The sequence below is a fragment of the Mesorhizobium sp. WSM4815 genome (assembly GCF_055811575.1).
The window spans coordinates 52244-71080 of record NZ_JBVVQS010000074.1 but is presented as its reverse complement, the minus strand read 5'-3'; the positions used below and the strand labels follow the sequence as shown (position 1 = coordinate 71080).

20 protein-coding genes are annotated in these 18837 nt (G+C 64.3%); 11 read left to right on the top strand and 9 right to left on the bottom strand.

Annotation, left to right across the window (positions count from 1 at the left end):
- Positions 1-270: 270 nt before the first annotated feature.
- Positions 271-966, bottom strand: a complete 696-nt coding sequence (locus tag AC0L2B_RS03700; RefSeq protein ID WP_473744234.1) for an XRE family transcriptional regulator — start codon at positions 964-966, stop codon at positions 271-273.
- 457 nt (positions 967-1423) lie between these two features.
- Here AC0L2B_RS03700 and AC0L2B_RS03695 point away from each other — a divergent pair, with 457 nt between their 5' ends.
- The 3 genes from AC0L2B_RS03695 to AC0L2B_RS03685 all read left to right on the top strand — a co-directional run bounded on the left by AC0L2B_RS03695 (position 1424) and on the right by AC0L2B_RS03685 (position 2905).
- The gene (locus AC0L2B_RS03695) at positions 1424-1816 is read left to right on the top strand and encodes a hypothetical protein (protein WP_473744232.1); all 393 of its coding nucleotides are present in this window, start codon (positions 1424-1426) and stop codon (positions 1814-1816) included.
- 110 nt (positions 1817-1926) lie between these two features.
- The gene (locus AC0L2B_RS03690; protein ID WP_473744231.1) at positions 1927-2526 is read left to right on the top strand and encodes a DUF6456 domain-containing protein; all 600 of its coding nucleotides are present in this window, start codon (positions 1927-1929) and stop codon (positions 2524-2526) included.
- Between the two features lie 106 nt (positions 2527-2632).
- Positions 2633-2905 (top strand): hypothetical protein, encoded by a 273-nt coding sequence (locus tag AC0L2B_RS03685; RefSeq protein ID WP_473744230.1) that lies wholly within the window; start codon positions 2633-2635, stop codon positions 2903-2905.
- Positions 2906-3180: 275 nt separating this feature from the next.
- Here the strand turns inward: AC0L2B_RS03685 and efp are convergent, their stop codons facing one another.
- Entirely contained in the window at positions 3181-3747 is a 567-nt protein-coding gene (gene efp, locus AC0L2B_RS03680) for an elongation factor P (protein WP_091598816.1), read from the bottom strand.
- A 129-nt stretch (positions 3748-3876) separates the two neighbouring features.
- Between efp and epmA the strand changes: the two genes are divergently transcribed.
- A complete protein-coding gene (gene epmA, locus AC0L2B_RS03675; protein WP_473744229.1) occupies positions 3877-4920 on the top strand; it encodes an EF-P lysine aminoacylase EpmA in 1044 nt (347 codons plus the stop codon).
- 3 nt (positions 4921-4923) lie between these two features.
- Here epmA and AC0L2B_RS03670 read toward each other — a convergent pair whose 3' ends face one another.
- Positions 4924-5217, bottom strand: a complete 294-nt coding sequence (locus tag AC0L2B_RS03670) for an endonuclease domain-containing protein (protein WP_473744228.1) — start codon at positions 5215-5217, stop codon at positions 4924-4926.
- Between the two features lie 351 nt (positions 5218-5568).
- Positions 5569-6165, bottom strand: coding sequence for a DUF922 domain-containing Zn-dependent protease (locus AC0L2B_RS03665; protein ID WP_473744227.1), 597 nt, complete (start codon positions 6163-6165; stop codon positions 5569-5571).
- Positions 6166-6396: 231 nt separating this feature from the next.
- Between AC0L2B_RS03665 and msuE the strand changes: the two genes are divergently transcribed.
- From msuE to AC0L2B_RS03640, 5 genes are read left to right on the top strand one after another with little or no spacing between them, the layout of a single operon-like run.
- Positions 6397-6948: an FMN reductase gene (gene msuE / locus AC0L2B_RS03660; RefSeq protein WP_473744225.1), complete on the top strand. Its 552-nt coding sequence runs from the start codon at positions 6397-6399 to the stop codon at positions 6946-6948.
- A 60-nt stretch (positions 6949-7008) separates the two neighbouring features.
- The gene (locus AC0L2B_RS03655; protein ID WP_473744224.1) at positions 7009-8373 is read left to right on the top strand and encodes an LLM class flavin-dependent oxidoreductase; all 1365 of its coding nucleotides are present in this window, start codon (positions 7009-7011) and stop codon (positions 8371-8373) included.
- A 26-nt stretch (positions 8374-8399) separates the two neighbouring features.
- A complete protein-coding gene (locus AC0L2B_RS03650; RefSeq protein ID WP_473744223.1) occupies positions 8400-9248 on the top strand; it encodes an ABC transporter permease in 849 nt (282 codons plus the stop codon).
- A gap of 57 nt (positions 9249-9305) precedes the next feature.
- Positions 9306-10304, top strand: a complete 999-nt coding sequence (locus AC0L2B_RS03645; protein WP_473744222.1) for an ABC transporter substrate-binding protein — start codon at positions 9306-9308, stop codon at positions 10302-10304.
- Positions 10305-10317: 13 nt separating this feature from the next.
- The gene (locus tag AC0L2B_RS03640; protein WP_473744221.1) at positions 10318-11079 is read left to right on the top strand and encodes an ABC transporter ATP-binding protein; all 762 of its coding nucleotides are present in this window, start codon (positions 10318-10320) and stop codon (positions 11077-11079) included.
- Positions 11080-11124: 45 nt separating this feature from the next.
- Here AC0L2B_RS03640 and AC0L2B_RS03635 read toward each other — a convergent pair whose 3' ends face one another.
- The 5 genes from AC0L2B_RS03635 to AC0L2B_RS03615 all read right to left on the bottom strand — a co-directional run bounded on the left by AC0L2B_RS03635 (position 11125) and on the right by AC0L2B_RS03615 (position 15427).
- Complete coding sequence (locus AC0L2B_RS03635; protein WP_473744220.1) at positions 11125-13092, bottom strand: acyltransferase family protein; 1968 nt, start codon at positions 13090-13092, stop codon at positions 11125-11127.
- 542 nt (positions 13093-13634) lie between these two features.
- The gene (locus AC0L2B_RS03630) at positions 13635-13997 is read right to left on the bottom strand and encodes an SPW repeat protein (protein ID WP_027154285.1); all 363 of its coding nucleotides are present in this window, start codon (positions 13995-13997) and stop codon (positions 13635-13637) included.
- Between the two features lie 140 nt (positions 13998-14137).
- Positions 14138-14359, bottom strand: coding sequence for an alkylphosphonate utilization protein (locus AC0L2B_RS03625; protein ID WP_473744235.1), 222 nt, complete (start codon positions 14357-14359; stop codon positions 14138-14140).
- A 324-nt stretch (positions 14360-14683) separates the two neighbouring features.
- On the bottom strand, positions 14684-14914 hold the full coding sequence (locus AC0L2B_RS03620) for a hypothetical protein (protein ID WP_473744219.1): 231 nt from the start codon (positions 14912-14914) through the stop codon (positions 14684-14686).
- A 249-nt stretch (positions 14915-15163) separates the two neighbouring features.
- The gene (locus tag AC0L2B_RS03615; RefSeq protein ID WP_473744217.1) at positions 15164-15427 is read right to left on the bottom strand and encodes a hypothetical protein; all 264 of its coding nucleotides are present in this window, start codon (positions 15425-15427) and stop codon (positions 15164-15166) included.
- Positions 15428-15716: 289 nt separating this feature from the next.
- On the opposite strand from AC0L2B_RS03615, the gene AC0L2B_RS03610 reads away from it, so the two are divergent.
- Both AC0L2B_RS03610 and AC0L2B_RS03605 read left to right on the top strand, forming a co-directional pair.
- Entirely contained in the window at positions 15717-16646 is a 930-nt protein-coding gene (locus AC0L2B_RS03610) for a hypothetical protein (protein ID WP_473744216.1), read from the top strand.
- A 139-nt stretch (positions 16647-16785) separates the two neighbouring features.
- A complete protein-coding gene (locus tag AC0L2B_RS03605) occupies positions 16786-18783 on the top strand; it encodes an AI-2E family transporter (RefSeq protein ID WP_473744214.1) in 1998 nt (665 codons plus the stop codon).
- Positions 18784-18837 lie beyond the last annotated feature (54 nt).

The following is an 18837-nucleotide window of genomic DNA, read 5'->3' as shown; positions in this document are numbered from 1 at the left end:
CCCCCTCGCGCACAATGCGCAAAACTGTTCGCGATGTCCTCGCACACCTGTTCGCGATGTCTCCGGTCCAAACACCCACAAGGGGGAGGGAGACTCCGTTGGCGCTGACCTCGGCAGATTGCCTGACTCGGCGCTAAGGGAAGTAAAGGCGCGGCAGCATTCCCTCCCCCTTGTGGGGAGGGTTAGGGTGGGGGTCCTCTTCGCAAGAATCCCTATTGCCCCTGCCGGCGATGCCGTTGCGGGGAGAATGAGCGCTCCGCCGCCGCCGCCCTAGTAACCCAGCAGTTCCTTGAGCGGGATGACGCGCCAGACGTGTTTTATCGCGTAGCGGTTGAAGGTCAGCGACTTCGGCGGATTGTACTGCTCGACGACCAACTCGGCGGCGGTCCGCTTGACCAGCTTTTTGATGAAGGCCTTGCCGTTGCGCTCGTTATCCTCGGGAAACATCTCGATTACCACGTGGTCGCCGGGCACAGCGTCGCGGCCGCCGCAATAGAGCATCTCGCCGGGCTCGTAGCGCGGCACCATCGAGTCGGAGAGCACGTGCAGCGCGAACACCTTGCGCAGATGGGCGATGCCGGGCGGGCGCTGGACATAGCCGGCGACCTCGCCGTTGAAGGTGAAGTCACCGTCGTCGCCGCCGACCGCGGCACCCAGAAGCTCGATGTCCATCGGGCCGGCGGGCAGGGGGGCGGCGTCGGTGACGATCTCGGCGTCGGCGACATTGTCGGCGTCGTCAAGGAAGACGACCTCGCCCTTGCCGAGCGCCACCGGGTCGACGCGCAGGAAGGCGGCGGTCTTCAAAAGGTTCTCTGTTTTCGGCAGGTTGCGGCCGGTTTCCCAATTGCCGACAGCGGCGACGTCGGTGTCGTTATGCTCGGCAATATGGCGCATCACCAGGCCGCGCTGCTTGCGCGCCTTGCGGATCGCCGCCCCGACCTTGATCGACAATGAGGTTTTCGCCATGGCGCCATCTGAAACATAAGAATCGGTTTCGTCCATGAAAGAATGGCTTGCATAATTTTTCGAGTTATGCTTATATATAGCCATGCACAAGCCACACTCCATCTCGCTTCCCCATCCGTCCCGACTGTCCTCCTCCCCGGCCGGGATGAAGCCCGAGGCTCGCGCCTCGGATCCGGTCGCCCTGCCGTCAGCGGCGGCGACCGGAACGGCCGGAGCCGTTCCCTCACGGCTCCGGCCCCGAATTCGGCGCGTGCAATGCGGACCTTTCTGCATCCGCACCGAGGCGGCACGGTCATCGTCTTCGACCGCCGCACGGGCAGGGCGGTTTCCCCTGGGAGAGGTAATCGGCGACGCCGCGCCGGCCCTCACCTGCCTGCCGGCACCCTCTCCCCGTGAACGGGGAGAGGGGGCAGCTTCGGCATCTACGCAACCCTTTTGATCTCGATGGAAGAACATCATGCCCGCCTATACCGACACAAAATTGCAAAGCATCGCCCGCACGCCGGCCAGGCTGGCGCCGCCGGTCTGGCTGCCGCAGCGCCCGTTGGTGCGCGAGATCCAAGGGCCCGACGGCGAGGCCTTCAAGGTGCCGGCGCCGCGCCCCGCTGCCGGCGTCGGGCGCCAGCCGCATGTCGCGGCCATGCGCTTCATCGACTGCCTGTTCAACCGCTGCCGCGCACCGCTCGACCTGACGCTGGAGCAAGACCCCGAAAACGACGCGCCCGGCAGCCGGCCGGGACTGGCGATGCTGTGCTGCGGCCTGCGCACGCGGCCGCTGAAAAGCTACTGCGCCTATCACGCGGCGCGGTTCTGCGACCATCGCCGTACGGTTCTCGCGGACGCAGCGTGAGCGGCATCGGTCGAGAGTCTTCTCGCCAAGCACGGCGGCCCGGTTCCTCGCCCCCGCTGCGCGGAGGAGCCCAGGTTCTGCGAAGGCAGCAATGAAACGAGGAGCCACAGATGAGCAAGAAGACCGCCCAAAAGGCCAAGCCGCCCAAATTACCCACTGATGAGGCCGAGCAGGTGCGTATCCGCAAGCAGGTCGGCCATGATTTCGCGCTGAAGGAAGATGCCTTCGGCCGCAAGCGGCTGGCGACCGGCACGCTGGAGGCGAGGCGCGTCTATGAGGTGTCCAATAGCGGCCACACCGCGACCGGCGGCTTTGTGCGCGTGCGCAACGTCGACCCGCTGACCGGCATCACCTCGCTGTCGCGCCAGCAGCGCGAGGCGGGCATGCGCTACCGCGAGGATTTTCGCGTCTCGGCACAGGACGGGGTCAAGCCGATGGCGCTGACCGAGCGCGTCGACGGCGGACGCATCGGCGGCGGCGTTGCCGACCGCATCCTGTCCGCCGGCCGCGCCTATGCCGACGCCACCAGGGCGCTTGCGCATTGGGAGGTGTCGGTCGTGGTGCAAAAAGTCTGCTGCGCCGGCGAAACGGTGAAGAGCCTCGCCGAACAGACCGGCGAGCCGCGGGATGTGCTGTCGAAACTGCTCAAAATCGGGCTGGACTTGCTGGCGGTGCATTACGGCATGATGCTGATGCGGCGGCCGCGGTGAAGGGGCAAACGGGGCGTTTGGCAATGCGTTTTGGCCAGCGTCCTCCAATTGAAGGGCGCGGGTTTCCCGACGGCCTGTTACGCTGCGCCATTGCTGGTAGATCACAATGCCAAAGATGCCGCAAAACGCTCATTTCGCAGATACGGCGCCGACGTCTTCGGCGCTGACCGCGTATGACGAGCACTGCATACTGACTTACATCCGGCTGCTCGATGCTTCGGCGGACGGCGCCGATTGGCGTGAGGTCGCCCGCAGCGTCCTGCACATTGATCCGGAGCAGGAGCCGGAACGGGCATTCCGCGCCTGGGCGACGCATCTGGCGCGTGCCCGCTGGATGACCGGGGTTCGTGTCGATCGGCATGATCGTGGCACGGAATGACGCCGGAGATTTTTTGTGGAACTGCCATCCCAATCTGACCGTTTAGACAGGAGACCAACTGGGAAGCGCCCGATGAACTCTTGGCAAATCAACACGTTGGAAGCCTGCTGCCTGCTTGCTGTCCCGCTGTCGATGATTCTTACGGTTCTGGTGGCGGGTTTCATCCTTGGCTGAATCTGCACCGTTTCAGTGAAGGAGACGGCACGCATGGCGGCACCGGCGCGAGTTGCGCCCTGGCATTCATCGAGGCGCAACACCTTCAGCGATCCTGCCTCTCAGTCCTTGGCGCGTTCCACATAGGCGCCATCGGCCGTCATCACCACCACGCGGGTGCCTGCAGTGATGTGCGGCGGCACCAGCGTGCGCACGCCGTTGGACAGCGTCGCCGGCTTGTAGGACGAGGATGCCGTCTGGCCCTTGGTGACCGGCTCGGTGTCGACCACCTCGAAGGTGGCGCGTTGCGGCAGCACCAGCGAGATGGCGATGCCGTTGTACTGCGAAATCTGCACCGCCATGCCTTCCTTGAGATAGGGCGCCATCTCGCCGACCACGCTTTCCGGCACCGCGACCTGGTCGTAGCTTTCCGGATTCATGAAATGATAGCCTTCGGCGTCGTGGTAGAGGAAGGTATGCTCGCGCTCCTCGACATAGGCGCGCTCGACCTGCTCGGTGGTGCGGTAGCGCTCCGAGACTTTCACCCCGTCGGAGATGCGGCGCATATCGAGCTGGGTCACCGGCGTGCCCTTGCCCGGATGGATGTTTTCGGCAAAGAGGATCACATAGAGCTTGCCGTCCTTTTCGACGACATTGCCTTTGCGTAGGGAACTGGCGATGACCTTCACGGGCTTTATTCCTAACAGCGTTGACTGGCCTGGGAGCGCCGAATGGCGCAAATCGGCTGCGGGAGCCGTTCGGTGCGGCCTAGCGCATCTTGGCGGCAATCGCCAGTCCTCGATGCAAATCCTGTCGCCATGACGGCCGCCTCGCCCTGGTGGACGCCTGATGTTCACGCCGACCGGCGGCCGCGGTTGATCCTGCGCAACGCCATCACCGCGGCCGTGCGCGACTGGTTTGCCCGCCGCGACTTCGTCGAAGTCGAGACGGCGGCACTGCAGGTCTCGCCCGGCAACGAGGCGCATCTGTCGGCCTTCGCCACCGAGGCGATCGGCCCGGATGGGCAGCGCCTGCCGCTCTATTTGCACACCTCGCCGGAATTCGCCTGCAAGAAGCTGCTCGCCGCCGGCGAGAAGCGCATCTGCAGCCTGAGTGCCGTCTATCGCAACCGCGAGCGCGGCCCATTGCACCATCCGTCCTTCACCATGCTCGAATGGTACCGGGCTGATGAGTCCTATGAGAGCCTGATGCGCGATTGCGCCGGGCTTGTCGCGCTGGCCGCCGAGCGCGCCGGCACGAAACGCTTCGCCTTTCGCGGCCGCGAGGCCGATCCGTTCGCCGAGCCGGAACGGTTGAGCGTCGCCGAGGCTTTTATCCGCTATGTCGGTATCGATCTGTTGGTCACGGTCGCCGCCGACGGCAGCACCGATCGCGAGGCGCTGCATGCGGCTCTGGTCCAGGCGGGCTTGCGCACCGCGCCCGACGACAATTGGGCCGATCTGTTCAGTCGGGTGATGGTGGAAAAGATCGAGCCGGCGCTGGGGCAGGGGCGCGCCACCATTCTTTACGGCTATCCGATCTCGGAGGCCGCCCTTGCCCGGCCGAGCGCCGATGACCCGAGGACCGCCGAGCGCTTCGAGCTCTATTGCTGCGGCGTCGAGCTGGCCAATGCGTTCGGCGAGCTGACCGACGCCGACGAGCAGCGCCGGCGCTTCATCCTCGAAATGGACGAGAAGCAGCGCATCTACGGCGAACGCTATCCGATCGACGAGGATTTCCTCGCCGCACTGGCCATCATGCCGCCGGCGAGCGGCGCCGCGCTCGGCTTCGACCGGCTGGTGATGCTGGCGACGGGGGCGGGCAGGGTCGAGGATGTGATGTGGACGCCGGTGGCGGGGTGAAAGTCAGCGCCTGTCCGCATCGGCCTCGATGATTATGTGGTGGCAGACATTGTCGATATCGCGAATGACGTCGTCGTTCCAGAAGCGCAGGATGGTCCAGCCGCTGCTCTTCAAATAAGCGCTGCGTGCTGCATCGCGCTGCGCGTGTTCAGTGTTCGCGTGCTGGTTGCCATCGACCTCGACGACTAGGCGGTGTGTCGGACAGGCAAAGTCAACAATGTAGGGTCCGATTGGCACTTGCCGGCGAAAGCTCAGCCCCATCAATCGATGGGCGCGAAGCTCGTTCCATAGTTTCAACTAGGCGTCGGTCATCACACGACGCATCGATTTTGCGTTCTTGCGCTGATGCGGCGGAACGAGATCGTGACCCATCAGACACTCTCGCTTTGGAGATTAGCGACGTCATGGATGACGGCGGATCTCCCCCCTTGCAGGGGAGATGTCCGGCAGGACAGAGGGGGGTGCTGTCCCTCCAACCTGTCAATCGATCGCAGCCACGCCCTCTGGTAGGTTCCGCCTTGCGAATGGGCTACGTTGAAAGCTGGCGATCCTTCCCACCCCCCTCTGTCCTGCCGGACATCTCCCCCGCAAGGGGGGAGATTGGCCGTCATCAACGCCTTCGCCAGCCTTGCTGCGGTTTCCATCCCCCTACCGCCCCATCAGCAAAGCGACGATCAGCCGCTGCAGATTGCCGCGTGGGGCGAATTCTACCCGGTCGAAATCGCGGCTTGCCTGCCGCTGCGCCTGGGAGAGTTCGGCAAGCCGCCTGGTCATTTCGGTCCTGATCTTGCTGCAGTCGGGATCGTCAGGGACGGACAGGCCGATGGTCGCGGTCTCGATCTTGCGGACCATGTCGACGATGATGTCGCCATGCACCTTTTCGTGGGCGGCAAGGCCAGCGGCAAAAACGTCCCAGCTCTTCTGCACGGCGGCCGGAATTGGCCCGGACGCTTTGGGCAAGGCATAGGTTATGATGAGTTTTGGGCGCGCCGACACCAGCACGCAGGCATTGCCTTGCCGCTGGTAGTCCCTGACCCAGGTCAGCTTGAAATTGGTATAGGCCATGGCGCGGACCCTGCTTTTGCCGATCGTCGGCCCGCGTTCGCCCATCGAGGCATGGAGCTGGGGACCGGTCTGCCCTGAAACGGCGTAGGTCTCAACCTTCTCGACCGGCTTCCAGCCCGCCTGCGCCGGCGACGCCAGCAAAATGGCCAGGAGCAGATACTTCAGAACGGCTGTTTTCATGCGAATCCTCCGGGGCGATGCCTTTGGTGTGAAATCATCAACGCATGGCCGGAATGCGGTCAAGGCGCCCTTGCCAAACTCGCCTATCGCATTTCGCGTCGAAAGAACCAATCAACGGCGATGTGCCGCAAACTCAATCCGCTTGGCGGGTTCGTTTTGAAATCTTCTTTCTCATTAAACTCTATGAACTTAGTAGAGTTAGCGCACACAAGCGTTTTGCGAGGAGCCAAAATGTCGAAAAATCTGGTGGTGGGGCTGTCGGGCAACCTGACCCGTCCGTCGAAGACCAAGGCGTTCATCAGCCACATCGTTGCGGAGGTGGCGAGCAGCACCGGTGCAGCCCCGACCGTTTTCGACATCGAGGATCTCGGTCGGTCGTTTCCGCTGGCAAGGCGCATTGGCGATCTGGATCCATCGGCCAGGAACATCGTCGAGCGATTGCTGGGCGCCGACGTCCTGGTGGTTGGCTCGCCGACTTTCAAAGGCAGCTACACCGGGCTTTTCAAGCATTTCTTCGACCTGCTCGACCCGTCATCCCTGCGGGGAAAGCCGGTGATCCTTGCTGCAACCGGCGGCGGCGATCGTCATTCGCTGGTGGTCGAACATCAGCTGCGGCCGCTGTTCGGCTTCTTCGAGGCTTTGACCCTGCCGACCGCGATCTACGCGTCCGACAAGGACTTCGCCAACGGCGCGCTGGTGTCCGAAGCCATCCATGCGCGCGCCAGGCAAGCGGTCGCCGAAGCACGCCGGGCGGTGCCACGCAGCGTCGGTCTTGCCGCCTGAACACGCCACCGGCCCCAGTGTCCTCAATCCGCTTCCCGCACAGCTCAGAAGGAGCCCGCAATGACCAGACCCAGCAAGTCGAGGCAGATCAAGCTTGGTGCTTTCCTGCCCGGTGGCGGACAGCATATCGCAGCCTGGCGCCATCCTGACGCACCGGCCGACGGCGCGACGAATTTCGAGTTCCACAGGCAGCTCGCGCTGACCGCCGAGCGCGGCCTGTTCGACGCCTATTTCCTCGCCGACAATCTGACCGTCGGCCTCGGCGCCCGCGAAGGCGGCAATGCCAAGATCGCCGGGTTCGAGCCGGTGACGCTGTTTGCCGCATTGGCGCCGCTCACCACGCATCTGGGCTTCATCGCCACCGCCTCCACCACCTATGAGGAGCCCTATACGCTCGCCCGCAAGTTCGCCTCGCTCGACCTGCTGTCGAACGGCCGCGCCGGCTGGAATGTGGTGACCTCGGCGGGTGACGAGACCGCGCGCAATTTCAATCGCGAGACGCAGCCTGCCCACGCCGAGCGTTATGCCCGCGCGCATGAACATGTCGAGACGGTCAAGGCGCTGTGGGACAGCTGGGAAGACGATGCCTTCATCCGCGACAAGAAGTCGGGGCGCTTCTACGACAAGGACGAGCTTCACGACATCGACCACAAGGGCCGGCATTTCAGCGTCAAAGGCCCGCTCAATGTGCCGCGACCGGTGCAGGGCCATCCGGTGGTGGTGCAGGCCGGGCAGTCGGAGGACGGACGCAAGCTCGCCGCCCAGTCGGCTGAGGTCATCTTCACCGCCCATCAGAACCTGGCCTCGGCGCAAGAATTCTACCGCGACATCAAGGCGCGCGTGGCGGCGGTCGGCCGCGATCCCGGGCAGGTGCTGATCATGCCGGGCGTAGCCCCCTTCGTCGGCCGCACCGAAGAGGAAGCCCGCGCCAAGCACCAGCAGCTGAACGAGCTGATCCTGCCCGAGGATGGCGTGGCCCTGCTCAATGGGCTAGCCGGCCAGACGCTCGACGTCCGGGGTTATCCGCTCGACGGACCGCTGCCGCCGAGCCGGGAAACCGAAGGCATGAAGAGCCGCCAGGCGCTGATCCGCCAGATTGCCGACGAGCACAACTTCACCATCCGCCAGCTCTACCAGTGGGTGGCGACGGCCCGCGGCCACTACACCGTGATCGGCAGCGCGGCGCAGGTTGCCGATCAGCTGGAGGAATGGTTCGGCAACGACGCCGCCGACGGCTTCAACATCCTGCCGCCGTGGCTGCCCGGCGCGCTCGACGATTTCGTCGACCTGGTGATCCCCGAACTACAGCGTCGCGGCCTGTTCCGCACCGCCTACGAAGGCAGGACGCTGCGCGAGAATCTCGGCCTCAGGCGGCCGGAAAACCCATGGACCGCCGCCCGCTCCAAGGTGCTGGCCGCCGAATAGAGTCTCTTGAAGCAAAGGGCAAGACGATGAGTTTGCAACACATCGAGCAGTCGGTCACGATCCGGGCACGTGAAGGCAGAACCGGCCTTGGCACCGATTTCCCGCGCCTGGCCAACCGCACTGTCATCCGCTTCCTGTCCCGCTACGGCATCCTGATCGCCTTCCTCGCGATCTGGCAGGTGTCGAGCAGCGCGGGATGGGTCAACGCCGCGGTGCTGCCGCCGGTCGACACGATCGTCTCCGCACTGTGGAATGGTCTGGCCGGCGGCACCTTGCTTGGCGATATCGCTATCAGCCTGCAGCGCGCCGGCCTCGCCTTCGCGGCGGCGGTGGCGGTTGCCATCCCGCTTGGTCTGTTCATGGGCCAGGTGCGCGCCGTCGAAACCGCGCTTGACCCGATCCTGCAGGTTTTCCGACAGACCTCGGCGCTGGCGCTCTACCCGGTGTTCATCCTGCTGCTCGGGCTGGGGGAGGCATCAAAGGTCTTCGTCATCTTCTGGGCGACGCTGTTTCCGCTGCTGCTCAACACCATCAGCGGCGTCAAGCAAGTCGATCCGAAACTGCTCGCGATGGCCCGGGTCTACGGCGCCACGCGGCTCACCGCGTTTCGCCGGGTCGTGCTTCCGGGGGCCGTCCCTTCGATCTTCGTCGGCTTGAGGCTGAGTGCGACCACGGCGCTCTTGCTGCTGATCGCATCCGAAATGATCGGCGCCAACAAGGGCATCGGCTTCCAGGTGATGAACGCGCAGTACAACTTCCAGATCCCGCTGATGTTTGCAGCGATCGTCATCCTTGCCGGCCTCGGCCTGATCGCCAACCAGGCGCTGGTCGGCCTGCAGCGGCGGCTCTGCCGCTGGAGCAATCCCATCGACTGACCAGCTTTCAACCATCCTCTCCAACAGGCCCCATCCTCCAACACGAAAGTCCGGACCATGCCAATCACTCGCCGTTCCCTGCTTGCGGGCGCTCCCTTTGCCGCCGGCATCATCGCCACCGGCCTGCCTCGCTTCGCCGTTGCGCAAGCCGCGCCGGTCACGTTGCGCTACCTCGCCAGCCGCGGCAGCATCTCGCCGCATGAGCTGGCGGACGCGCTCGGCTATTTCAAGGACGTCGGCGTCAAGCTTGAGAATGTCGGCTACTCCAGCGGCGGCCCGGAATCGCTGTTCGCGCTCGCCTCCGGCAGCGTCGATCTCGGCTCGGCCGCAACCGCTGCGGTGATCAATTCGATCTCCGGCGGCAACGACTTCGTCGCTGCCTATCCAAGCAACGGCATCAACGGCCAAGTGCGCAGCGTCTTCTACGTGCTGGAAGACAGCCCGATCAAATCGATTGCCGACATCGCCGGCAAGACCATTGCGGTCAACACGCTCGGCGCCCATCTCGACTACACCGTGCGCGAGGCGCTGCACGGCGTCGGCCTGCCGCCTGATGCCGCCAACCTCGTCGTCGTGCCCGGGCCGCAGCTTGAACAGACCTTGCGGTCACGCCAGGTCGATATCGCGGCACTGGGCTACTGGCAGGCGACGTTTGCCGGCGCGCTGGTAGACAAGGGCGGTGTGCGCGGCGTGTTCAACGACACCGACGTGCTGGGCGAACTGGCCGGCGGCTTCATTGTCCTGCGGCGCGACTTCATCGCGGCGCATCCGGATGGCGCCCGCAATTTCGTCGAACAGTCGGCCCGCGCCGCAGACTGGTCGCGCCAGAACCCGAACGAGGCGCGCAAGGTGCTTGCGGAGATCCTCGATAAACGCGGCGAAAATGGCGAGCTGGCGCGCTACTGGACCGGCTTCGGCCTGCGCGAAGGGGCGAAGGCCGACGACCGCGACATAGACTTCTGGGTCGGCGTGCTCGAGCGCGACGGCCGGCTGCTCAAGGGCAGGCTGAAAGCCGCGGATATTCTTTACGGGCGCGGCGAAACGAAAACCAATTGATCGGGAGACGGCCATGGCCAGCACAAGCGGCGGCGAGGTCACGATACGCGACCTCTGCAAATCCTTCACCCTCGGCGGACGCCCGCTTGCCGTGCTGAGGGCGCTCAACCTCGATATCCGCTCCGGCGAATGTCTCGTCATCGTCGGCGCCAGCGGATCGGGCAAGACCACGCTGCTGCGCATCCTTGCCGGTCTTGAGGCCGCCGATAGCGGCGGTGTCGCGATCGACGGCAGGCCGGTCCATGGCGTCGGCGCCGAGCGCGCGGTCATCTTCCAGGAACCGCGCCTGCTGCCCTGGCTGACGGTGCTCGGCAACGTCGCCTTTGGCCTCGAAGTGCGGGGCGTGCCCAAGGCGGAGGCCGAGGACAAGGCCCGCTTCTATACCGCGCTCGTTGGCCTGACCGAATTCAGCGATGCCTATCCCAGGCAGCTTTCGGGCGGCATGGCACAGCGCGTCGGCATTGCCCGGGCCTTGACCGTGCAACCTGAAATCCTGCTGCTCGACGAGCCGCTAGGCGCGCTCGACGCCATGACCAAGATCGGCATGCAGGAGGAACTGGCGCGCATCTGGAGCGAGGAGAACGTCACCATGGTCATGGTTACCCATGATCTGGAAGAAGCGATCTATCTCGCCGACAGGGTGCTGATCCTGCCCAAGGAGAAGGGCGGCACAGCGCGGCTGGTCGAGGTTGAACTGCCGCGCCCCCGCGATCGCAGCGAGAGCCGGTTCGTGCGCTACCGCGAAGAACTGCTGCGCGAGTTTGGCTTGCACTGAGACTGGGGGCACCGAGACGCTGGTGAAAGGCGCGTCTTGCGCGCCTTACTTCCCGGCCGCCCCGGTCGAGAACAGCGCGCGCTCGACCGTCGGCTCCAGCGTTTGCGCAAAGGGCGTCGCCATGTGGTGGCGGTCGCGATAGGCCAGCTTGCCGTCGATGAAGACATGGCAGATCTTGGCGTCGCAGAACCGGTCGGTCATGTCGATGTAGGTCGCGTTGGGGACGGCGCGCACGATGTCACGCTCCACCGCGGCCATGGCGTCGTTGGCGGCGTCGGTTCGCGGCGCGTCACATACCGATGGCGTCTGTCCACGCCACAGCGCGCGGGCCACGCAGGTGTCGACAAAAAGGGTGTTGAACGGCACATCGCGGATGAAGGCGACTTTCAGCCCGGCCTGGCTGAACGCCTCCAGCGTTGCGCGCAGGCCGCCCTGCCAGTCCTGATCGAGGCTTTCGGATTGCCGGGCGTCGGGCGACAGTTTGCGCGAACTGGTCAGCGAGATCTCCGAGATCACCACCAGGCTCGGGCGCAGGGCGATGATCTCCTTGATCGATTGCTCGCGCCATTGATCGCACTCGGTGTAGTCGCGCTTCAGCTTCGAGCTCCAGACCGTCAGCCGCGACGCCCGGCAGGCGGCTTTGAGCCAGGTGACGACCTTGTAGTCGTTTCTCTTCGCCGCCTCGATCAGCGGCGTCGACCAGTGATCGGCATGCGAATCGCCGAACAGCGCGATCGACCGCTCGGCATTCTTGGCGCCGAACTCGCAGGCCTTCGGCGTCACGGTCTCGTAGTCGACAACGCAGCCTACCTTGGCGCGCGCGGTGGAGGGCTGCGCGGCAGTTTCGGCAATGATGCGTTGCGAGGGGTCGAGGCCGTCCACGGCAAGGCGCGCATTGGCGTAAGTCGCCACGACGCCGGCGCCGGTCAGCATTGCGGCGGGGATTAGTGCGCGCGCCGCGTTCGCCATCAGCCAGCCATTGCGACGGATCGGGTTTTCGATGAAATTATAGGTGAAGAGCGACAGCGCCAGCGTCAATGCCGTGCAGGCAAGCCGCCCGGGCCAGGACAGGTCGGGCACCATCATCGTCGCATAGACGATGACCGGCCAGTGCCAGAGATAGAGCGAGTAGGAAAGTTTCCCCACCCATTGCAAAGGCGGCAGCGCCAGCATGGCGCTCGGCCCTCTTTGGACATTGCCGGAGCCGCTGAGCAAAAGGAGCACGGTGCCGGCCACCGGCACCACCGCCGCGAAGCCGGGGAAGGGGGTGTCCTGCTCGCTGAAGGTCAGATAGGCACCGGCGATCAGCGCCAGGCCAAGCCATGCCAGTGCTGCGCCCAGTTGCGGGCGCTCTCGCCAGAATTTTGCCGGCGCCATCGTCGCCAGGCCGCCGGCGGCGAACTCCCAGGCCCTGAGCGGCGAGAAATAGAAGGCCCAGGGCTGCGCCACGGTGGTGAGCCAGGCGCAGACGGCGAACGACACCGCGCCGGTGAGGCCGATCACCAGGATCGCCGTGCGCTTGCCCGGGCGCAGCCATGCCGCCAGCAGAAGCAGCCCCGGCCATACGAAATAGAACTGCTCCTCGACCGAGAGCGACCAGAAGTGGATGAAGGGGTTGTTCGCCGCGTCGGGGGCGAAATAGTCGAACGACCAGCGTATCAGCCAGAAATTGATCGCATAGGCCGAGGCGAACATGGCGCCTTTCGAATAGAGCGACTGTTCGTCCGGCGACAGGATGAAGTAGCCGGCGACCAGCGTGGCGAAGATGACGAACAGCGAGGCCGGCAGCAGGCGCCGGGCGCGCCTTGCATAGAACCGCCACAGGTCCAGCCTGCCGTCCTCGGCGATTTCCCGCAGCAGCTGACCGGTGATCAGGTAGCCGGAGATGACGAAGAAAATGTCGACGCCGGTGAAGCCGCCAGGCAGGTCCGACAGACCAAAATGGAACGCGACGACGCCGGACACCGCCAACGCACGCAGCCCTTCGATATCAGGCCGAAACGATGCTGACACGGCAAAACCTCGCGAAGTCGTTGAAAAGCCACCCGTGCGAAGACTCGACGCAATGCATTGATATTGCAATGCAACAAATCTAACGCAGTGCAACATAAGTGGAAGTTTGCCGGGTGCAGCGCGGCATGCTCGTCGGCGTGTCCTCAGCGAACGCCGCGCCAGCGCTGCCATCCGCATCCGCGGCGGCGGATTTTGGGCGGCGGGATTTTGGAGCACAAAAAGACAATTTGGCCGGGATACGGCGGGCGGGAGGCGTGCGAATTTGACTGGCGTCCGCTCTGTCTGTTCGTTTTAGCCGCATTTCTGCAACGCCAAATGATTCCACCAGGCTGCAAAAATACTCTAGCGGGCTCGATCTCAGGCTTTAGAAGGAGCCCGCCGCTCGCGCGCCGCGCTCCTCCCCTTAAAGCGCCTCGCCTTCGAAAGGAAATCGACGCGCTTTAAGTCTTTGTTTCTGTGCCTGTCGTTACCCCAAAACCGCTGCGCGCCCTCGGTCAGGCCCGAGGGCATGCTTTTGGGCGACATGCATCAGTCGTCACCGATCACGCATGCGCTGGCGGATGATGACGGGAGTCCCAGACTGCCCAGGCCGATGCCGCAACCACCAGCACGCCGAGGACAACGTGGGTCGCCATTGCGTTGGCGTTTGCCACGAAGCCGAGCAGCCAGGGCGAGGCGATCAGCCAGAGCCCGACGACAAGGTTCACCCACTCTTCCCATTCGGCGAATACTGAAAGCGCCGCGAGAGCCAGGGCGCCGAGCAAGATCGCGGCAATCCAGGCGTTCCAGGCAGCAGTGGTTTCAGCAGCGAAGCCGACAACCCAGGGTGAGATGAACAGGCATGCCGCTAGGATCAGGTTGATCCAATCCTGAGGCTTCTTTCCTTCCATCAGATCGTTTGCCATGACAACCTCCACAGATGAAGCTTGACCAAAGCACTACGTCGCGTGCAACGCACGCTTAGTCATTGATATATCGCAGTTTCGCGCGCTTTCAAGGAGTGGCGCCGGGGGCGGCCGGTTACGCACCTGAGCGCCGGGCGCGATCACGCTTTTTTCAGGAACTCGGTCTTCAGCACCAGGCCCTTGACCTGCTTGGTGCTGCACTCGATCTCGGCGGGATTGCCGGTGAGGCGGATGTTCTTCACCAGCGTGCCGCGCTTGATCGTCTCCGACGTGCCCTTGACCTTCAAATCCTTGATCAGGGTGACGGAATCGCCCTCGTTCAACTGGGCGCCGTTGCTGTCTCTTACGATCGCGTCTGTCATATCAGGGTCTTTCATCGAAGCCGGACAACGGACTATCCGGCGGATGGCGGCAAGGTCAAGCGTGGTGGCAAACTGTGCCATCTCTGGCGCATGAAGCGGGCAGGCCCGCGTTGCTCATGTCAGGTGGCCGCATCGCCCGTCGAAGTCGGCGATGCCTCGTGGTTGAAGCCGATTTCACGGGAACGTGGAGGATCACAGCCCGGCGCGCCGCCGGCTAAGCCTGTCGAACAGGTGACCTGTCGAAATGCGGGCGCGTCGATCACGGACACCGCAAGCGCGCGTACGGCCGATTAAAGATTGAGCCCCACAACGGATGGAGGGTCTCTAGAAATTGAAATAGATCGCCGGCGGATACGGGCTGGACGAATTCTTGTCGGCTGGCGCTGCCGTCGCACCAGACGAAGGGGTAATCCCGCTGGTGGACTTGTTGTCGAGCGGCGGCCGGTTTTTCTCGGCTGAGGACGCTTTGGCATCGGTGGCAACGGCTTTCGTCTTGGCCTCCACGGCTTGCGAAAGCGCGAGCACGGCGAGAAGTGCAGACAGGGCAAGTTTCATGACGAGGTCCCTCCATGGTTAACGCTACGTTAACCGCGGCCGCCGGCCCGAACACGGCCGCTGTGTGGAAGGACGTGGAATTCTCCGGAATTTCTGGAATATTAGCTTGTGGAAAAGTACAATGTGAGCAGTTGCCGGCACGTGTAGGCTTGCAGCCGCATCAGGCCGAAGCTTGGAGCGGCCGCGACAGAACCCAGACACCCAGTTGCGCTTGGCCGCTCAATGTCGCGGCCAACGCTGGTGTTAAGATCAATCCCTGAAGCCGTTCGAGTCGAGCAGGGCGACCTGCTTGCCGTCGATGAAAAAGCGTATCACGTGCGCGCCGCCGTCGACTTCGATGCGCGTCGGATCGATGACCGGCGCCGCAGGAGCCGCCTTGCCATATGTCGCTGCCGCGCGCGAGCCGGCAGCGGCACGCGACGGTCCATCCGGCCCGAAGGTCAGCAGCATCAGTGCAGCGGATCCAGCCGCAACCGCGGTGAAAGGGATTTTGGGGGAGGCAATCCAGGACATCGAATTATTCCTTCCTTGTTGAGGCGGCATCTACGCCGGTTTGTGCCGGTGCCAAGAGCTCGGCTTCGCCGTCGTTCAAATGACTGAGGAAGGGTGTTGGTATTCAGGCCTAAATAGCGTGAGTTTCATAATTTGCCCTTGCCCTGCGCGACCTTAGCGCCGCCCGGCGGGGCGAAAAGCGCGGGCGCGTGGAGGGGCGTGGAATTCTCCGGAATTTCTGGAATATTAGCTTGTGGAAAAGTATAGCCGGCGCGTGCTATCCTCGCGGCGGCGTAAAGGGGCGGGTAGGATGGCACTGCATATCGCGCAGAAATTGCGGCTGACCGCGGCCGTGCTGGGGACCGTCACCCGCAAGGACCTTGCGGCGGCGTTCCGGGGCGTCAACCCGAAGACGGCGTTCGACCTCGGCCGCGCCGATAAATGGCTGCAGGGGCGCTCCCAGCCACGCGAGCTCAGCGTCTACGACGACTGGTCGAAGCTGCTCAAGCTGGAGCAGCCCGGCGCCTGGATCGCCGAGAGCGACCTGCCAGGTTTTACCGCGGCAATCTGTGCCCGCCACGGCATCGACAGGGCCGAACTGGAGCGCCGCGCCAATGCGCATATCGAGACCGCTGCCGGGCATGAAGAGCGGAGCCCTGGATTGGCCCTTGCCGGAACCTACGCCTGTTATTCGAGCGCCTTGTCGCCCTACTATCGCGGCCAGCTGATCAGGGGCAGCCTGTCGATTGAGGTCGGGCCGGGGGCGAACGGCCTGACCGCCGCCTATCGCGAGGCCCTGCCGACCGGGCAGCTGCTGCTCGGTGGGCAGATGACGTCGGCAAAACGCGGGCTTTATGCGCATCTGAGGGAAGCCAGCGGCGAAGCGCAATTCTTCTTGTGCCTGTTTCCGCACTCGCGGCCGGGAAGCGTGCTTGGCGGCTATTTGTGCGGCACCACCATCATCGGCCCGGAGCCACAGCCGTCGCTGACCCGGATCCTGATGGTCCGCTTGCGCAATCCGGCGCCCCAGGCATGGGGCGGATATCTGCCGCCCGACGGATCGATCGCCGCCGATCTGGCATCGCTTGGCCTGTCCGTCGAGCAGACGGAAGCGGTTGACCGGCAGCTGGCGCAATTCCTCGTCGGAGACAGCGACGGCGGCGCCAGCCAGATCCCGCCGGCAGAGTTCCGCGCCATCGTCGACGTGTTCGACCGTCATTGGCTGAGCCATTCCGCCTGACACTGGGCCGTCTGACCCCGGGCTGAGGGAGAGACGAAGACCGCTTGTCGCCCGCGCAGGGCTCGCCGCCACGAAGGTGGGGACGTTGCATGCCGGCTCAATATGCCCGATCATGGCGATGGCGGGGTGGAGGCATCAAGTGGCGGCCAATCGGCGAAACGGCATGCATCCGTCGGAGCCCGGGCTGGTGGGCGTTGTTTCCGCTGCCATGGTCCTGCCGCGGATGTCGCTGCCCACCGTCGCGACTGTCGTGGCGGCGGTTGCGGCCCTGTATTTCGGGCGCGAGGTTTTCCTGCCGATCGCAATCGCTCTGCTGCTGACCTTTGCGCTTGCACCCTTGGTTTCGGCACTCAAACGGGTCGGCATTCCCCGTCTTCCTGCGGTCATCGCCAGTGTGCTGGGCGCATTCACCGTCCTTGCGCTGTTCTCCTTCATTGTCGCCACGCAGGTCAGCGAACTGGCGCAGAACATCCCGCTTTACCAGTCGAATATCCTGACCAAAGTCCGATCGCTGAAGGAGACCGGCGTCGGCGGCGGCGTCATCGCCAGGCTGAGCGAGGCGATCGAACGCGTTGGCCAGGAACTCGACAGGCAGGAAACCTCACCGCCCGCTGCGGATCAGCCACGGCGCGATCCGGTGCCTGTCGAGATCATCGCACGCGAAAGGCCGCTGCAAGTTCTGCAGAATCTGATCGGCCCGCTGATCAGCCCGCTGGCGTCGGCAGGCCTGATCGTCGTCGTCGTCATATTCATGCTGCTCGAGCGCGAGGACCTGCGCGACCGTTTCATACGCCTCGTCGGCTACGGCGATCTTCATCGAACCACCGAGGCGCTCCAGGATGCCGGCAAGCGGGTCGGCCGGTATCTTCTCATGCAGTTGGTCGTGAATATCGTCTATGCCATACCGGTTACAGCAGGGCTTTGGATTCTGGGGATACCCAATGCGCTGCTGTGGGGCTTGCTGGCGCTGGCGCTGCGCTTTGTTCCCTATATAGGCCCGATCATTGGTGCGCTGCTGCCGCTGTTCCTGGCGCTTGCCGTGGCGCCCGGCTGGTCGCTCGTGCTGTGGACCGCCGGACTGTTCGTGGCCATGGAAATGATCACCGGCAACGTCGTCGAACCGTGGCTCTACGGTTCACGAACGGGGCTTTCGCCATTGGCCATCATCGTTGCGGCTATATTCTGGACCTGGCTCTGGGGTCCGCTGGGCCTGGTCCTGTCGACGCCGCTCACGGTCTGCCTCGTCGTGCTCGGCAGGCACGTGCCGCAGTTCGAATTCCTCGACGTTCTGTTCGGCAACGAACCGGTGCTCGAACCCCACGCCCGGCTCTACCAACGGCTGCTGGCCGGCGATCCAGAGGAAGCCACGGATCACGCCGAGGAGATGCTGGAGGAAAAATATCTGTTCGAATTCTATGACAAGGTCGCCATTCCCGCACTGCTGCTCGGCGAGCAGGATCGCGTGCGCGGCGTCATGGGCGATGAGCAAAGACGGCGGGTGGCGGCCAGCGCGCAGATGCTGGTGGCGAACCTCGACGACAGCGCACGGGAGGAAGCAGAGGAGGACGATGATCCGGCCACATTCGAGCCTGCCACGGCGGATAAGGACAGGGACAAGCAGGCCCAAGCGGAGGGCGAGGACGACACTGAGCTGCCGGACGGCACTGACATGTCGGTGCTGTGTGCCGGCGGCCGCGGCGAACTCGACGATGCCGCCGCCGCGATGCTGGCGCAGGTGCTCGAAGTCCAGGGGGCAACGGTCTCGAAGGCGAGCTTTGCCGATATGGATCCGACTGGCATTCGCCGGCTCGAGCTCGACGCGGTCGACACCGTTGTGGTCGGATTCCTGAACCGCGACTCGGTCAAGCACGCCCGTTTCCTTGTTCGTCGGCTGAAACGTGCCAGGTCGGCGCTGCGGGTAGGCATCGTGTTCTGGTCGAAGGACGGCGACGACAAGGAGGCAGCCGTCGAATTGGCCAACGACATCAACGCCGATTTTGTGGGGTTTGGCATGGTCGAAGCCGTTCTGGGCGCATTGTCGAGCGATCCGCCGGTTGCGCTGAAGGTCGCTGCCAAGCGCCGCATGCGCCGCCGGCCGCGCCCGGCCAGGAAGGCGCCGCTTGCCGCTGCAAAGTGAGAGACTGTTTGGAAACTCTACTCCGGCGGCCATCTGATGGCGTTTTCTGCGCTT

Bases quoted from the DNA above. Each gene is read 5' to 3' on its own strand.
- AC0L2B_RS03610 (WP_473744216.1), top strand. From the start codon at position 15,717: ATGGCACTGCATATCGCGCAGAAATTGCGGCTGACCGCGGCCGTGCTG.
- AC0L2B_RS03695 (WP_473744232.1), top strand. From the start codon at position 1,424: ATGCCCGCCTATACCGACACAAAATTGCAAAGCATCGCCCGCACGCCG.
- epmA (WP_473744229.1), top strand. From the start codon at position 3,877: ATGACGGCCGCCTCGCCCTGGTGGACGCCTGATGTTCACGCCGACCGG.
- AC0L2B_RS03665 (WP_473744227.1), bottom strand. From the start codon at position 6,165: ATGAAAACAGCCGTTCTGAAGTATCTGCTCCTGGCCATTTTGCTGGCG.
- AC0L2B_RS03650 (WP_473744223.1), top strand. From the start codon at position 8,400: ATGAGTTTGCAACACATCGAGCAGTCGGTCACGATCCGGGCACGTGAA.
- AC0L2B_RS03700 (WP_473744234.1), bottom strand. From the start codon at position 966: ATGGCGAAAACCTCATTGTCGATCAAGGTCGGGGCGGCGATCCGCAAG.
- AC0L2B_RS03640 (WP_473744221.1), top strand. From the start codon at position 10,318: ATGGCCAGCACAAGCGGCGGCGAGGTCACGATACGCGACCTCTGCAAA.
- AC0L2B_RS03690 (WP_473744231.1), top strand. From the start codon at position 1,927: ATGAGCAAGAAGACCGCCCAAAAGGCCAAGCCGCCCAAATTACCCACT.
- AC0L2B_RS03625 (WP_473744235.1), bottom strand. From the start codon at position 14,359: ATGACAGACGCGATCGTAAGAGACAGCAACGGCGCCCAGTTGAACGAG.
- AC0L2B_RS03685 (WP_473744230.1), top strand. From the start codon at position 2,633: ATGCCAAAGATGCCGCAAAACGCTCATTTCGCAGATACGGCGCCGACG.
- AC0L2B_RS03630 (WP_027154285.1), bottom strand. From the start codon at position 13,997: ATGGCAAACGATCTGATGGAAGGAAAGAAGCCTCAGGATTGGATCAAC.
- msuE (WP_473744225.1), top strand. From the start codon at position 6,397: ATGTCGAAAAATCTGGTGGTGGGGCTGTCGGGCAACCTGACCCGTCCG.
- AC0L2B_RS03615 (WP_473744217.1), bottom strand. From the start codon at position 15,427: ATGTCCTGGATTGCCTCCCCCAAAATCCCTTTCACCGCGGTTGCGGCT.
- AC0L2B_RS03655 (WP_473744224.1), top strand. From the start codon at position 7,009: ATGACCAGACCCAGCAAGTCGAGGCAGATCAAGCTTGGTGCTTTCCTG.
- AC0L2B_RS03645 (WP_473744222.1), top strand. From the start codon at position 9,306: ATGCCAATCACTCGCCGTTCCCTGCTTGCGGGCGCTCCCTTTGCCGCC.
- AC0L2B_RS03620 (WP_473744219.1), bottom strand. From the start codon at position 14,914: ATGAAACTTGCCCTGTCTGCACTTCTCGCCGTGCTCGCGCTTTCGCAA.